The sequence below is a fragment of the uncultured Methanobrevibacter sp. genome, assembly GCF_905235195.1.
Taxonomy (GTDB): domain Archaea; phylum Methanobacteriota; class Methanobacteria; order Methanobacteriales; family Methanobacteriaceae; genus Methanarmilla.
Genome location: NZ_CAJOKH010000053.1, coordinates 1 through 17,228 on the forward strand (window position 1 = coordinate 1; position 17,228 = coordinate 17,228).

Here is a 17,228-nt window from a genome sequence, read left to right on the forward strand (position 1 = left end):
AATAAATTTATATAAATTAATAGTAAAAATAAAAAATTATTTTAATATTTTTATAAAATACTTAAATAAATAAAATAAATTTATAAATAGACTTTATATGAAATGAATATAAAATTATAAAAAAATAAAACATGAGATAAAATATAATGTGATTAAGACTATAATTGGTTTATGATTTTAAGGTTTTCATTTCCCTTGTCAAACCAACTTTTTACTATCTCAATATCTGTATCCATTCCTTTTACATCTTCAAATCCTTTACCAGATTTTCCACCATAATAATGAATATATTCTTCATGATTTCGTACAGCAATTATCTTATATCCACTAGATAAGACCTGAGATTGTAATTTTGTAACAGCCCACCACCACTGAAAATCTTCATCAAGTTTGAATTTATCATAAAGGCCTTGTCAATTAACATACAATATCCATCTGCTCTTTTAGGTTCTGACAAGACTGCACCAAAGGAGGATATTCCACCATCTTTAGGATGTAATTCAGATACATTTAATATCCGTAATTTTAATATCCGAATTAAGAAGCAAATAATGAGTGGCATTATTACTTGCATGTTGACTTGCTAAATTATTTCCCCTAACAAAAAAAGTCATTCTGTGGATTTAAAACTAATTTATCTATAAAACCTAGTTTTTTAAGAATTTTTAAAATAAATTTTGTTGGAAATTTAGATGAATTGTCTAAAACTATTAACTCTAAATTTTCTGTTAGCTTCTTTGTTTTATGAACATCAATAATAGATTTTAAAACATAAAATGGAGCATTATATGTTAACATATACTTATATTCATTTTATCACTAATTTTTAAATAAGCTTAATTTATATTCATAATCCAGATACAATACCAACTACTAAACTAAATATAATAACTATAGCAATAAAGCATGTGAAATAATCTGTAATTAATTTAACATGTTCCTCTTTAAATTTATATGATAAAACTTCTTTTAACATTAAACCTCCATCAAGAGGTTTCATTGGAAGAAGATTAAATAAACCTACAGAAAGGTTAATAATATAAATCCATTTTAAAAGATCTTCTAAAGCTAACCATCCCCACGGCAATACATCACCATAAGTCTTTTTGATATTTTCTTTAATCACCATATGTTGTTGAGCTTTAATACCCATATATCCAATGGATTTATTATTTGGATTTGCACCTAATTTAAATGAATAAGTTCCTGTATCAGTCGATATATTGGCTATCGAATTAGGTTTTAAAGTAAGTACTGCATCAGAATAACTTGTAGCATTTGTAACAACATTATCATTAATCTGATTTATTACCATAGATTCCTTTAAATATCCCTGTGCAGGAGCATTATCTACAACTTGAACAATTTCTACACCTTGATCCTCATAGACAGCAGGATATACAAAGTTTCCAATAGCTGCAAATAAAAGTAACGCAATAACTGCAAGGACAATATTTGCCATAGAGCCTGCACCATAAATTCTAAGTTTTGAAACTCTAGATGCTTTTTCTATTTGCTTTTCATCAGGTTCTACAAAAGCTCCAGGAAGTATAATAAATAACAATACACCTATAGATTTAATATCAATGTCCTCTACTCTTGAAAGAATTCCATGTGAAAATTCATGTACTATAATTAAAAGTGCAATAGCGATAAGACCTGATAAAAATGGTATAACTATTGGTGAACCAGGAACTTCAACACCAGGTATAAGTACAGAAACAGAAGGCGTTTCAAATACAGTTGAAAGAGATTGTATTAAAATATAGCTCATAAAAACCATTGCTATAAAACATATAACAATACCTACATTCATATACCATTTCCAAAATCTAGGAGACAAATTTGCCAATTTATCAATAAATCCTCTAAATTTTTTTGTTTTTATCATTAAAAGTAAAGGAAAATCAAATTCTATATTATCAGAATCTTTTTTATATGCTTTATAAATAAATGCAATAGTCCATATTATAAAAAATCCTATTACATAATACCATATACCATTCACAATATCCCTACTGACTCGGTTTTTTAAAAAAAATAAATAATAATTCTAAACATTAAATTTGTATTTTATAACTTATATTATGTAAATCTATACAAAAATAATTATTTAAATACTAATAATAAAAATCTATTTAGATTAATAATACAAATTTTTATTAAAAAATATATTTTATGATTAATATTATTTATATTTTATAAGAATTATTTCACAAAAAAAAATTTTAAAAAAAAATAAATTATCCATTCCAATTTATTGAATCAAAAAGGACTACATCCACCATATCTCCTTTATTGATTCCTTCATTATTTTCATCAATAATAATATAACTATTAGCTTCTACCATAGAGCGGATAATACCTGAGCCTCGGTTTAGAATATGGCGAGCATTTGTATTATCTGAATAGGTTCTAATAAAATCAACCCTTCCCAATGTAGAAGGAATTTTTAACATTGATTTACGTTTTACAATATTGTAATTATAATCTAAACCTTGCATTCTAAATAAATATATTCTTGCAAAAATATCAAATTGTGCCATTGCAGCAACCGGTTGGCCTGATAATGTAAATACTACTGTGTTATTTACAATTCCTACACCTACAGGTTTACCTGGTCTCATTGCAACACCATGAAATAAGAGTTCTCCTATTTCATCTACAGCATCTACAACTACATCCCCCTTACTTATAGCAGTACCCCCCGTAGTTATAACTAAATCATAATCTTTACTAGCTTGGTTAATATGATCTTTAACAGTATTATAATCATCAGATAAATGTATTACATCAACATCTGCACCTGAACTTTTAATCATTGCGGCAATTGTATATTGATTAGAATTAATTATTTTAGAACGTGTATCAACTTCACTACTTGGTTCTACAAGTTCACTACCTGTAACTATAAGTTTTACTTTAGGTTTTTTATAAACTTCAATTTCCAAAAAACCTGCTGATGCTATAAGGCCCATTTCCTGAGGTTTAATTAAGATATTCTTTTCTAAAACAAGCTGACCCTTTTTTATATCCTCTGCCATTGGAGATATATTTTCTCCTGGAGTAACCTGTGAGTGAATTGTTAAAACATTTCCCTCTTGTGATGTAAACTCTGCCATAATAACAGCATTAGCACCTTTAGGAATAGGTGCTCCAGTTGCAATTAAAATAGCTTCACCACTGTGAATCTCTTTATCTGAAAAATCTCCTGCACCTATTTTATCAATAATTTTAAAATTCTTATGAACATTATTAGATGCCCCAAAAGTATCTTCAGCAATTACTGCATAACCATCCATAACAGATTTATCAAATGGTGGAGAATTATGAAAAGATTTTATATCTTCTGCTAAAACCCTCATATAAGAATCTTTAAGATTGATTTTTTCGCTACCCATAATAATTTGATAATTATTTAATTTTAAAATAGCATCCTTAAGAGAAGTTAATTTAGATAAAAACATTTTATAACCTAAAATTTAATAAAAAAAGTAAATTGTTGAAATTTACTTCATATATTTTTCAATAACACCTGTATAAGCATCTACCATATCATCAAGGTTTATTTCAATATCATCTAGTTTAAATGATGTTCCTTTTACCTCACCAATACATTGACAATCAACATCAATTTTAGATAAAATATCATCAAGAGCATCTGCTTTTACAGTTACAATATATCTTCCATGAGATTCAGAAAACATTAAATTATTTAAGTTCATATCTGAATCCTTAACAATAAGAGAAGTGTCGATTTCACATCCAAGATTTGATTTTATTGACATTTCACTTAAAGCTATAGCAATTCCACCTTGAGATAAATCATGAATAGCTGTAATATTTTTATCAGCATCTTCATCAAGTAATTTCAATATAGTATTTGCATTATCATACTCATCATCAATTCTAATTTTAGGAGCTTCACCTTGTTCTAGGTTAAATAAGGTACGATGATACTCAGAACCATTTAATTCATCAAAAGTTTTTCCAATGAGTAATATTTTATCAGATTCCTCTTTAAATTCAGGAGTTCTAATATTTTCAATTTTTTCAACACCGATTAAACCAACTGCAGGAGTTGGATTAATTTTTGCTCCTTCATTTTCATTATAAAAACTTACATTTCCACTAATAATTGGAGAGTTAAACTTTTCTGCAATCTGACTCATACCTTCAATACACTCTTTAAATTGCCATAAAACCTCTGGATTTTCAGGATTACCAAAGTTTAAACAATCTACAACAGCATAAGGAATTGCTCCAACTGATACAATATTTCTTATCCCTTCAGCAACTGAACCTGCCCCTCCATCAAATGGAGAAAGTTTAGTATGAATAGGATTTGAATCGACTGTAAGTGCAACTGCAGTTTCATCATCAATTTTAAGTACAGATGCATCGGCTCCAGGTTTAATAGCTGTTCTAAGTTGAACTTCATAATCATATTGTCTGTAAACCCAAACTTTATTTGCAATATTTGGTGATGACAATAGTTTAATTAATGCAGTTTTAAATTCTACATCTTCAGTTTCAATAATCTCTTTTTTAATTTCTGGAGCTTTAACTTCTCTTTTAATGGAAGGTGGATCTGATAATACAATTGTTGGAAGATCACATAAGATTTTATCATTTTCAAAATCTTTAACAACCATATTATTTCCATCAGTAACTTCTCCTACAACTGCAGATGAAAGTTCATGTTTATCACAAATTTCTTTTGCAAGTGCAACATCTTTTTTGTTTAAAACAAAAATCATTCTCTCTTGTGATTCTGATAACATAATCTCATATGGAGTCATACCAGTTTCTCTTAGAGGTATTGCATTTAAATCAACAAGAGCACCATTTTCACATGCACCTGCAAGTTCAGATATACAGCAGGTTAAACCTCCTCCACCCAAATCTTTAACACCTGAAACTTTAATATTTTCAATTATTTCATATGATGCTTCCATTACTCTTTTTTTAGTAAATGGATCCCCAACTTGTACTGCAGGTCTATCTTCAGTTTCACTATCAGAGGTTAACTCCTCTGATGCAAAAGTTACACCATTAATACCATCTCTTCCAGTAGTTCCGCCCATTAAAAAGAATACATCACCAACATTAGGTGCTTTACCATAAACGATTTTATCCTTTTCTACAAGTCCTACACACATTACATTTACAAGAGGATTTGTTCTAAATGCTTCATCAAATTCTAATTCACCTGCAACAGTTGGAACACCTACCCTATTACCATAATCAGATATTCCTTTTACAACATTTTCAAAAATATATCTTGATTTTTCATCTTCAATTGGGCCAAATCTTAAAGGATCAAGAAGTGCAATTGGTTTTGCACCCATAGATATTATATCCCTTAAAATTCCACCAATTCCAGTACCTGCTCCTCCATATGGTTCAATTGCAGAAGGGTGATTATGACTTTCCATACCTACTGCAAGAGCATATTTATCTGTAACTGATACTAATCCTGCATCGTCTCCAGGACCTAAAATAATATTTTTTCCCTCGGTAGGAAACCTTCTTAAAAATGGTCTACTACTTTTATAGGAACAATGTTCAGAAAACATTACATCTAACATTCCTTCTTCTAAGGAATTCATTTCTCTACCTACTAAATTAGTGATAAATTCTACTTCAGAGTCTGTTAAAGTCATCAAATCACCTGTTTTTTATAATTTAATCTTTTAATATTTCAATTTTAATATTTTCTTCATCAATTTTCCAATTTTTAGTATATTTACTGTTAATATCATTACTTTCAACTTCATTATCTTCTACTAATCCCACATCTACTGTAAGACTGTTTGCCCTTACTTCATTAGATATTAAGTCTATTTGTTTTAATACTAAATCTTTAAATGTCTCAGATGATATTACACTTACTTTAATATTTGCTTCAACATCTAAATCCATATCTTTTCTCATGTCTTGAATTCTTCTAATAAGCTCCCTACTCATAGCTTCAGATAAGATGAGAGGAGTGATTTTAGTATTTACAAATACATTTCCCCCTTTAAACTCAGAGGATACAAAGTCTTCTGGAAGTTCGGAGTCAAATATTATCTCATCAGAACTTAAACAAATAGTTTTTTCATTGCCTTGACGGTCTGGACCTGTAATACTAATTTCCCCATTTTCATCAAGAGTATTTTTAACTTCATTTCCATCAGCATTTTCAAGGTAATTTTTAACTACAATTAAATCTCCTTTAAGTTTTTTACCTAAAATTTTAAGGTTAGGTTTTGCAATATAAGATAATTCATCAAATTCAGAAGATGGAATAACTTCTTTTGTATTAGATTGGTCTTTTATAACATCTTCAAGAGCATTAACTGCATTTAATACATCTTCATCAGTGGATACAACTGTCATATCTGCAACAGGCCATCTTAATTTATATCTTGCAACGTCTCTAGCCCTTATAGATGCATCTATTACATCTCTAACAATATTCATTTGTTTTTCTAAATCTACATCAATTAAATCGTCATTGATGATCCAATCTTCCATATGTACACTTAATTTACTATCTGGAAGTATATTTACCACAAGGTTTTGATAAATCTCTTCAGATAAGTGTGGAGTAATTGGAGCCATAAGTTTAATAAGTGAAGTTAATGCTGTGTAAAGACCATAGTATGCACCTAATTTATCTGGATCATCACTTTCTACCCATGTTCTTCCTCTAATTAAACGTACATACCAACGACTTAAATCATCTAATATAAAGTCCATAATTTTACGTGTTGCTTTATGGAAATGCAATGATTCAATATCTTCTCCCACTTCTTTTGTAAGAGTATTAACTCTTGAAATAATCCATCTATCTTCATCTCTTAAGTTAATTGAATTTTCATTACATTTAAGAGGATTAAAATTATCTAATGACATGTAAGTCGTTGAAAAGACATAAACATTCCATAAAATGTTAAACATTTTATTAACATTTTTTAATTCATCCCATACAAATTTAAGATCATCCCATGGTTTACATGCCCATAAAAGATAGAATCTAAGTACATCAGCACCATATTGTTCAATAACCTCTTCAGGAGAAACAACATTACCAAGAGATTTACTCATCTTCTTACCATTTTCATCTAATACAAAACCGTGCATTAAGACTTTATTATATGGTATTCTATCCAAGGAGATAACGCCGGCTCCAAGTTGTGAGTAAAACCATCCTCTTGTTTGATCGTGTCCTTCACAGATAAAATCATATGGATACCATTTATTAAATTTATCAATTTCCTGTGGATAGTATAAAGCTGCCCAACCTGCTACACCTGAATCAATCCATACATCTAAAACATCAGGTATACGAGTCATTTCACCATTACATTTTTCACATTTAAATTTAACCTCATCAACAAAAGGTCTGTGAACCAATTTAGATAATTCAACATCTTTAATCTCATAGATAGAATTTTCTTTTAATTCATCAACTGAACCTATAACCTTAATCTCTCCACAATCTGGACATATCCAAATAGGTATAGGTATACCCCAGTATCTTTGTCTTGAAATCGTCCAATCTTGAGCATTAGATACCCAATCATGGAACCTACCTTCACCAGCCCATTTTGGTACCCATTCAACATTTTCTATTTCAGATAACATTTTATCTTTAATATCAGTGACTTTTAAAAACCATTGTTCTGTTGCCCTATAAAGAATTGGTGATTTACATCTCCAACAGACTCCATATCTGTGTTCAATAGTTTCATGTTTAAGCATGAATCCCTTGCCAATTAAGTCTCCAATAATCTTCTCATCAGCATCTTTAGTGTAAAGACCTTTATATATTCCTGCTTCAGAAGTAAAATTACCTCCTTCATCTACAGGACAGAATATTGGTAAGTCAAATTCTTTTCCAATATTAAAATCATCAGGACCATGACCTGGAGCAGTATGTACACAACCAGTACCTTCTGAAAGTTCTACATGTTCTCCAGCCAATATTGTATGTACATTATCTATTTTATCAAATTCCTCATGTATCGGGACTTGATCAAGTAATGGATAAATATATTCTCTTCCAAGAAGATCTTCACCTTTAATAGTTTTAAGAATTTGATAGTTAACAATTTCTTCTTTAACAATCTCAAATTCTTCTCCATCAGAGCCATCTTTTGGAATCTTATTCTTTTTAATTGTTATTTCAGGACCAAATACATTTTCAACAAGTTCACTTGCAAGAACATATATTTTCCCATCAATTAAAATAAAATCATAATCAAAACTTGGATTTATACAAATAGCTAAGTTAGCTGGAATAGTCCATGGAGTAGTAGTCCATACTAAAATATATTCATCTAAATTATCTGGGTTTTCAGCTTCAGATAAAATAGAATTTTTGAATTTAAATTGAATGTAAATAGAAGGATCAATTCTTTCTTCATAATCTAATTCTGCAGCTGCAAGTGCTGTTTCACAATGAGGACACCAACTAATAACCCTCTTATCATTGGTAAGTAAATTTTTCTCTTGTGCTCTTTTTAATGTCCACCATGCAGATTGCATATAATTAGGATCAAGTGTCATATATGGGTCCTCCCAATCCATCCATACACCTAAGGACTCAAATTGTTTGGTCATAGCTAACTTATTATTAAAAGCAAATTCTTGACATTTATCTACAAAATTACTAATTCCAATATTAGATTCAATTTCTTGTTTACTTTTAATATCCATTAACTCTTCTACTTTATGTTCAATAGGAAGACCATGCATATCCCATCCAGCTTGACGCCTAAGAGAATATCCATTCATTGATTTGAAACGCAAGAAAGTATCCTTAATTGTCTTATTCCAAGCTGTACCCAAATGGATTTTTCCACTACAATATGGAGGTCCATCTAGAAAGGAATATTGAGGACCATTTTTTCTAAGTCTATTTACTTTTGAAAAAACTGCTTGATCTTCCCAAAACTCTTGAGAAGATTTATCTATATGTTTAAATTGATATGATTTTTCTGCCTCTTCTATTGGCATTATTTCTTCTCCCATAAATAATTAAAATTGAAAATTCACTGAAGTTTAATTGAAAATTATTTTTCTTAAAATATATTTATTGATTTAAAATCACACATCCAATTCAAATCAATTAAATACAAATGAGCTAAAATGAAACATACATAATTAAATAATACCTACAATTTAATGATAGCTAAATATGAAAATATAACTTATATTAGTTCAATGTGAATAACAATATTTTAAGATATACATAATAATCTCATATTTAATTAAATCATGATTATTTAATATAAATGTTTAATTTTAAATTTTTTCATATAATATGAATTTTTCTTTTGTTTATAAAAATAAATTTAATATAATATAAAAAACATTTAGTAAGATTAATTAAAGCATTAAATAATAATTAATCCGATAATATTCTTAAATAAGGATTTTTAAAATAAATAATGTAATTTGAAACCAACTAAATTATTTTTTAATATAATATATTATTTAAATTATTATAATTTAGTTTATATAAACAATCCATATAATAAGTTTACTATTATTTATAAAGAAATTTAGAAAATATTCGAAATTAAAAAAATAAAACTAAAATAAATTTTCAAAATAGAAAATATTTAAAAAGAAAATAATGAAAAGAGAATATTTTTAAAAATGAAAATAATTTTAAAATAAAATAATAAAAACTTTAATTATTAATTTTGATAATTAAATTTAGGTGAAAATATTAGAAAATTTAAAAAAATAGCCATTTATAATAAAGAAAATAATATAAAAAAGATTATAAAATTAGAATTATATGACAGTTTTTTTAAAAGATTTAAAGGACTTATGCTAAAAAATAAAATAGAATACCCTTTAATTTTTAATATACCTGAAAATTTTCCCTATAAAAGCTCCTCTATACATACATTTTTTATGAAAATTCCAATTGATGTGGTTTTCATAGATAAAAATTTAAAAATATATGAAAAAACTAGTTTAAATCCATGGACCTACTTTAAACCAAAAAAGAAATGTTCTTATTTTATTGAATTAGAATATGGATATTTAAATAAAAATAATATAAAAATTAATGATAAAATAAAATTTCTAGAATGAAATAAAAAATAAAACAAATAAATTTAAAAAAAGATAATCTAAATAGTAATAAAAAGTTTAAAAGAAAAAATAAAAAAAATTTAAATTAATAAATAAAAATTAAAAAAAATAGCATGCTGAAATCCTTATTTTCATTGAATTTGAGTTAATCAATAAATATTATACATTTTATTTTTGAGTTTTATTTCATTATTAGATAGTTGTAAGCTTCTACTTACATTGATTTCAGTTAATATTCTTTTATTACACTAACAAAAATGTTTACAAATAAAAAAAAAGTATTAGAGTTATTGTATAACTCTTAATATAATATTTTTATGGTTTTACAATTATTTTTACTTTTTTACTTATTTGATTGAAGTAATAGTTTCCTGTAACTGTTATAACTGCATTGTATATGCCTTTTTTATTAACATATTTTAAATGTTGCTTGGCCTTTACTGTTAGTTTTAGTCGTGTATGTTTTTGGACTTGTTGTAGGAACTTTGATATTAAATTGTCCATTATCATCAGTAGTATAATTTTTGCTTTTACCTAATATTTTGACTGTTAATATTTCTCCTATTATCGGTTTACCGTCTGCGTCATTTAATGTAATTACTAAATCTTTATCTAAATCATAATATGTGGTTATAGATTTTGCAATTATTGTACTTGCTACTTTTTTAGCTTCAAATGTTGTTTCATTATATGCTGCTGTGTAGTAGTCGTTTTCTGCAACTTCTACAGTTACATTATATGTACCATTTGCAGGTGGTATGAATTTACCGTCAGAGATTATTTCGCCGTTTACTTTGATTGTTACTGTTCCATTACTTTGGTAGTATATCCAATTGTTATTTCTTTTCCTACCTTTGCATTAGTAATTGGGTTAATAACAACATATGCATCGTTTTTTGCAATAGTAATGCTTGCGTTTGCTGATTGTTCATCTGGATAATCTGTAAAGCTTAAAACAGCTGTATATGTACCAGTATTTAAATCTACAACCCATCCTTTACCTGTTAAACCATATACAGTTTTGACTAATGAACCACCTTTATATATTTTAATAGTAGTATTAAACCCATCAAAATAAATACCGCTTGCTGTTAAGTTGAATTTTAATCTTTCACCTGACCTGTAAGTTGAAGTGTAATTTAATACATTTATGGTAGCAGAATAATAGTTGTTTGATAATTGTTATTTCCATTAAATCTACATAATGCTGCATTTCCGTTGTACATTGCTTGACCATTTGTAGCTTTGTTATTGTTGAATGTACAGTTGTATGCATTTGCATGTATTAATGCAGCACCAGCAGAAGAATATTCAGCATTTATGAAATTTATATTATAAAATTTAACATTAGCACTAGATGATACAAAAAATATTCTAGCCATTTTGTTTCCATCTATTGTTACTCCATTTCCATAAATCACTAAATTTCTGTTAATACTAATTCCGCCTTGCACCATAAAGTCTGTATCATTATTATATTTGTAATTATTGGATAAATATATTGTAGAATTAGTACTACCTTTAATAGCTGTATTTAAGTCTGTGAAAGTTAACTCTGCATTATCAGCTGTTGTTTTATCTGTTTCAGATTCAGTCACTTTATCATTATTATTTTCTTCTTCTTTAAGTTCAACATTCTCTTTACTATTTGAACCATTATCATTTTGATTAATTGTTTATACATTACTTTTTTTATTATTATCAGCACTAATTACTTCTTCATTTGTTGTATTTTCTGCTGCACTAATTGCTAAAATACTTAAAATACAAACAAGAAACAATAATGCTATATATATCGATTTTTATTCTTCATTTGTAAAGTCACACCAAATTAATATTCTTAAAATAATACTAATTTGTAATAAGCTTTATATCACTAATATATAAATAATTAATGCAAAATAGGTATTATTCATACTGTTTTACATAAATGATTAAATATAATATAAACTCTATTTATCTGTGAATATTATTTAATAAAATAATTGTTTTGATGAAATATTCATTTTTATAGTATTTAAGTTAAACAATATAGAACAAAAATAATTAAATATAATATTTTTTCAAAATTAATGTAAAAAAAGAAAAAAATTAATCATTATAAAAATTTTTTACAAAAATCAAAAAGGATTTCAACAAAGTTTAAAAAATAAAAAAAAGAAATAAGTCATCAATGAATTGTAAAATAATGGTTAAAAACTAATCATAAGAAATTTAAAGAATATTGTCTTGAAGATATGGTATAATTTGATTAGGATTTTCTAAAACATTAATTCCATCCATTTCTTTAAGCTTATTTGTATTTTCAATATCAATATCTCTCATATGTAATTGAATTATTTTACCAACTGAAATTGCATCATAGGCACATGAATTTTTACACAAGCCACAACCAACACATTTAAGTAAGGATATTTCCTTATAAGGAATAATAGCATCCTCCGGACAGATTTGTGCTGATGTACATGGATTACAATTTTCACACTTAGAAAGTTCTAATTTGGAAGGTAGGACAGTGTCAATATCACCTGAATGTATATCAACTGGAACAATTAATGTTGGAACTCTACCTTTTCCTGCTTGAGCAACTGCATTAGTTACAAGAGTATCTGATATTCCATAAACAATTTTTGCAACAGTATTTGCTGTTGCTGGAGATACTATTAACAGGTCATAATTTCCAAGAGACAATCTTCCAGTTATTGGAAAACTATATTTTTGATTATTATCTGATTCAAGCTCACAATATCTAGAACCTGTATTTTTTTCTTTTTTCTACCCTTTCATAAAGACCATACATTTTTAATACTTCACAACTTGCATTAGATAAAAATACAGAGACTTTATGTTCTTGTGAAAGTTTTTCATAAATTTCCACACTTTCTTTAAGTAAATGTCCTGCTCCTGTAAAGGCAAAAGCTATATTCATATTATCTCCTAAAATTGAATTAAAATAAATTAAAATATTAGTATAAAATAGAATAAAAAAAATTGTAAAAAAGAATTTAGAATTGAATATAATTATAAGCTTCAGATTCATTAAAAGCATAATGAACTGTAGTATAATCTGACATAAATTCAGTTACTTCTTCAGTAACATCTTCATCATCCATAGCTACTTTTTTAATAAATTCAGCAACTTCATACATTTCTTTTTCTTTCATTCCTCTTCTTGTAATCTCTGATGTACCTATCCTAATACCTGAAGGATTATCACTATTATTAACATCATCCCCCGGAAGAAGATTTTTATTTAATATAATATTGTTTTGTTCTAATTGTTTTGCAAGTACACTTGCACTTTTAACATCTGAAACATCCATAGCAACTTGATGAGACTCAGTAAATCCTAAATCTTCACATAAAACATTGAAACCTAATTCATATAAACTTTGAGCTAATGCTTGAGCATTTTTAATAATTTGTTTAGTATAATCCTCACCAAATTCTAACATTTCAGCTGCAGCAATACCTAAACCTGCCATATGATGAAGATGATAATTACTTACAACTCCGGGAAAAACAGCTTTATCAATTACATCACTATATTGCTCATTATCAGATACCATTATTCCACCTTGAGTACCTGGATAAGATTTATGTGTACTTCCCATCAATAAATCTGCACCTTCTCTTAAAGGGTCTTGGAATTGTCCACCTGCAATAAGGCCTAAAACATGAGCTCCATCATATAAAATTTTAGCCCCAACTTCATCAGCTACCTCACGAGCTTCTCTAACAGGATGTGGGAATAAATATAAACTTCCACCAAAAAGAATAGCCTTTGGTTTTTCTTCAAGAATCTTTTTTTGCATTTTGTCAATATCTATATTCATTATATCTGGATTAAATGGATGGGAAATTGTATCTAAACCATGAATACCAGCTGCACTTACACTTGCATGTGAAATATGTCCTCCAAAAGGTACTTCTAAAGCCATTAATTTATCACCATAATTTGTAAAAGCAAAAAATGCAGCTAAATTAGAAGTTACACCAGATATAGTTCTTACATCAACATATTTAGCATTGAATAATTTTTTATTTAATTCAACAGTTAAATCTTCAATTTCATCAATATATTGGCATCCTTGATATAATCTTTCATGAGATTTACCTTCAGCATACCTATGTGCTAAATCTGAAACCATTGCTGTGTGAACATCAGCACTGGTAATATTTTCACTTGCAATGAGATTAATACTATTTTTCATCCAGTCATTGTGATTTTTCATTGATGTTTGAAATTGATTTATATAGTCTTGATTTGACATTTATTTACTCCTAAAAGTTTTAAAATATTAAAATTAGATTAAAATTATTAAATTAAAGTATAAATTAAAATATTAAACTAAAATTTAATTTAAAATTAATATTTATTTCTAATAATTTATTAAAATAATTAAATTCTTAATGATAAAAAATTTTTTACTATAATTAATATTTATTTTTAATTATATTAAATATTATGTAAATTTAAATAAAATAAAATTTTAAAATTAATAATTTATTAAAAATAGAATAAAAATTTGTATATTAACTGTTAAAATAAGTATAAAAATAGATAGAAATTAATTAGATAAGAATTAATTAATTCATTTAAGGTAACAAATGTTAAAAGAAAATTTAATAAAAAAAATAAAGTAAGAGATTGGAAAAATCCAATCTATACTTAAATATCTTCGAGTGCAGCATCAATTTGTGCCATAATTTGATCTGTTTTGAAGTGATATTGATCCATTGCACCTGAAGGACATGCACCTACACAGGTACCACATCCTTTACATAATGCAGCATTAATTGCAGCATGTTTAGATCCATCAACATCAACAATACTAATAGCACTATATGGACAAAGTTCTACACAAACTTCACAAGCACCACAAATAGAATCATCGGAACTTGCAATAATAGGTTCAATAGCAACTGTACCTTGTGCCATTGGGATTGCAGCACGAGATGCTGCAGCAGAACCTTGAGCTACAGAATCCGGAATATCTTTAGGACCTTGAGCTACACCAGCAATATAGACACCATCAGTTAAAGTATCAACAGGTCTTAATTTAGGGTGAGCTTCCATATAGAATCCATCTGAAGATTTAGATAATCCTAATGTTTGTCTTAATTCGTTGGATCCTTCAGGAGCATCTAAACCTACAGATAAAACAACTAAATCATAGGTATATTCAGTTACTTTACCAAGTAAGGTGTCTTCAGCTCTAACAGTTAAAGTTAAATCATCATTTTCAATGATTTGAGCAGGTCTACCTCTTAAGAATTCAATACCATATTTCTCTTGAGAAGTTTTGTAGAATTCTTCGAATCCTTTACCGAATGCACGAATATCCATGTAATAACAGGTAACATCTGTATCAGGTTCGTGGTCGATACATAATTGAGCGTTTTTCATGGAATACATACAACATACTCTTGAACAGTATGGTTTACCAATTTGCTCATCTCTTGAACCTACACAGTGGATAAATGCTACACGTTTAGGAGTTTTACCATCTGAAGGTTTGATTACATGTCCAGTAGTAGGACCTGATGCATTAATCATCCTTTCAATTTCCATAGCAGTAATTACGTTAGAGTATCTGCCATAACCATATTCATATTTACCAGATGGATCATATGGGTCGTAACCTGTTGCAGCAACAATAGTACCAACATCAAGTTCAATTTCTTCATCTTGCATATCATGGTCAATACATCCACGTTCACAAGCTGCATTACAAAGTTTACAATCTATACAGTAATCTTTATCAATAGTTGCAACTAAAGGAACTGCTTGAGGGAATGGGATGTAAGCTGCTTTAGTCATACCAATACCTTCATCAAAGTAGTTAGGTATTTCGATAGGACAAACTTCAGTACATGCTCCACATCCAGTACAATCATCTTCTACTACATATCTAGCTTTCTTGTTAACTGTAACTTTAAAGTTACCAATATAACCATCTACTTCAGTTACTTCAGCATAAGTAATTAACTCAATATTTTCGTGTTTACCACAATCTACCATTTTTGGTGCTAAAATACACATTGAACAATCGAGAGTAGGGAATGTTTTATCTAATTGACCCATCCTTCCTCCGATAGTAGGGTTTCTTTCAACCATATAGGTTTTGAATCCCATATCAGCTAAATCTAAAGCAGTTTGAATACCAGTTACTCCACCACCAATAACAAGAGCTTTGTTATTTACATCTACAATAGATGGGTTTAAAGGTTCGAGTAATCTTGCTTTAGCAACAGCCATACGAGTTAAATCTTTTGCTTTTTCAGTAGCAGGTTCAGGTTCACCCATGTGTACCCAAGAATCATGTTCTCTTAAGTTAGCAAATTCAAATAAGTATCTGTTTAATCCAGCTTCTTCTACACATCTTCTGAAGGTAGGTTCGTGAAGCCTTGGAGAACAAGCAGCTACTACAATCCTATTAAGATTATGTTTTTTAATATCTTCTTGAATAAGATTTTGACCTGGATCTGAACACATATATTTGTAGTCTGTTGAAAGAACTACATTTGGTAAGGTACCAGCGTATTCAGCTACAGCTTCTACATCTACAACACCAGCGATGTTTACACCACAGTGACAGACGTAAACTCCTATCCTTAATTCTTCGTTTTCATTATTTATTTCTTCTGCCATTAAATCACCTTGTACAAGTATGTGACATTATCTAATATTTTATAAATATAAAAATCTTAGATAAACCTATGTTTATGATTAATATTAATAAAGCTTTCTATTAAAAAAATTAAGTAAGCTTTATATATAATAAATTGATTTAAAGTAATGATATGCCTAATAGATATAAAAAAGAATATAAATTTAGGTCAAGCGAAATAAATAATTTATGACTTATATTTAAATAAAAAAATAATTATAAAAGAGTTAAATAAGAATTGAAGAAAAAAATATTCTTTTAAAAAAAATAAATATAAATTTTATTTACTAAAAATTAAGAGATATTATAAATTGATAATAAAAAAGATATACTCTAAATTAAATATTTTAAAAAAGGGCTTTGTCATTTTGTTAGTTGGGATTTTATTTTTTTCATCCACCCATTTTTTCTGTTGAATATTTGGTTAAATATACCTTGTTTTGTTCTAAATCT

At 27.7% G+C, this 17,228-nt stretch carries 10 protein-coding genes and 1 pseudogene; 2 read left to right on the plus strand and 9 right to left on the minus strand.

Features of this window, described 5'->3' with window-relative positions:
• Positions 1-410: 410 nt before the first annotated feature.
• Positions 411-587 (plus strand): hypothetical protein, encoded by a 177-nt coding sequence (locus QZ146_RS06990; protein ID WP_295722993.1) that lies wholly within the window; start codon positions 411-413, stop codon positions 585-587.
• Between the two features lie 10 nt (positions 588-597).
• Here QZ146_RS06990 and QZ146_RS06995 read toward each other — a convergent pair whose 3' ends face one another.
• From QZ146_RS06995 to ileS, 5 genes are all read right to left on the minus strand, one after another.
• On the minus strand, positions 598-798 hold the full coding sequence (locus tag QZ146_RS06995) for a hypothetical protein (protein WP_295722994.1): 201 nt from the start codon (positions 796-798) through the stop codon (positions 598-600).
• A gap of 49 nt (positions 799-847) precedes the next feature.
• Complete coding sequence (locus QZ146_RS07000) at positions 848-2,008, minus strand: site-2 protease family protein (protein ID WP_295722995.1); 1,161 nt, start codon at positions 2,006-2,008, stop codon at positions 848-850.
• A 235-nt stretch (positions 2,009-2,243) separates the two neighbouring features.
• The gene (gene glp, locus QZ146_RS07005; RefSeq protein ID WP_295722996.1) at positions 2,244-3,467 is read right to left on the minus strand and encodes a gephyrin-like molybdotransferase Glp; all 1,224 of its coding nucleotides are present in this window, start codon (positions 3,465-3,467) and stop codon (positions 2,244-2,246) included.
• 42 nt (positions 3,468-3,509) lie between these two features.
• The gene (gene purL, locus QZ146_RS07010; RefSeq protein WP_295722997.1) at positions 3,510-5,666 is read right to left on the minus strand and encodes a phosphoribosylformylglycinamidine synthase subunit PurL; all 2,157 of its coding nucleotides are present in this window, start codon (positions 5,664-5,666) and stop codon (positions 3,510-3,512) included.
• A gap of 22 nt (positions 5,667-5,688) precedes the next feature.
• On the minus strand, positions 5,689-9,009 hold the full coding sequence (gene ileS, locus QZ146_RS07015; protein ID WP_295722998.1) for an isoleucine--tRNA ligase: 3,321 nt from the start codon (positions 9,007-9,009) through the stop codon (positions 5,689-5,691).
• 774 nt (positions 9,010-9,783) lie between these two features.
• Between ileS and QZ146_RS08870 the strand changes: the two genes are divergently transcribed.
• Complete coding sequence (locus QZ146_RS08870) at positions 9,784-10,101, plus strand: DUF192 domain-containing protein (RefSeq protein WP_365316848.1); 318 nt, start codon at positions 9,784-9,786, stop codon at positions 10,099-10,101.
• A 1,148-nt stretch (positions 10,102-11,249) separates the two neighbouring features.
• Here QZ146_RS08870 and QZ146_RS07020 read toward each other — a convergent pair.
• The 4 genes and pseudogenes from QZ146_RS07020 to QZ146_RS07035 all read right to left on the minus strand — a co-directional run bounded on the left by QZ146_RS07020 (position 11,250) and on the right by QZ146_RS07035 (position 16,756).
• A complete protein-coding gene (locus QZ146_RS07020) occupies positions 11,250-11,699 on the minus strand; it encodes a pectate lyase-like adhesive domain-containing protein (protein WP_295723001.1) in 450 nt (149 codons plus the stop codon).
• Between the two features lie 616 nt (positions 11,700-12,315).
• A pseudogene (locus QZ146_RS07025) lies at positions 12,316-13,030 on the minus strand (dihydromethanopterin reductase (acceptor)).
• Between the two features lie 76 nt (positions 13,031-13,106).
• Positions 13,107-14,375 (minus strand): serine hydroxymethyltransferase, encoded by a 1,269-nt coding sequence (gene glyA / locus QZ146_RS07030; protein ID WP_295723003.1) that lies wholly within the window; start codon positions 14,373-14,375, stop codon positions 13,107-13,109.
• A 398-nt stretch (positions 14,376-14,773) separates the two neighbouring features.
• On the minus strand, positions 14,774-16,756 hold the full coding sequence (locus tag QZ146_RS07035) for a CoB--CoM heterodisulfide reductase iron-sulfur subunit A family protein (protein ID WP_295723005.1): 1,983 nt from the start codon (positions 16,754-16,756) through the stop codon (positions 14,774-14,776).
• Positions 16,757-17,228 lie beyond the last annotated feature (472 nt).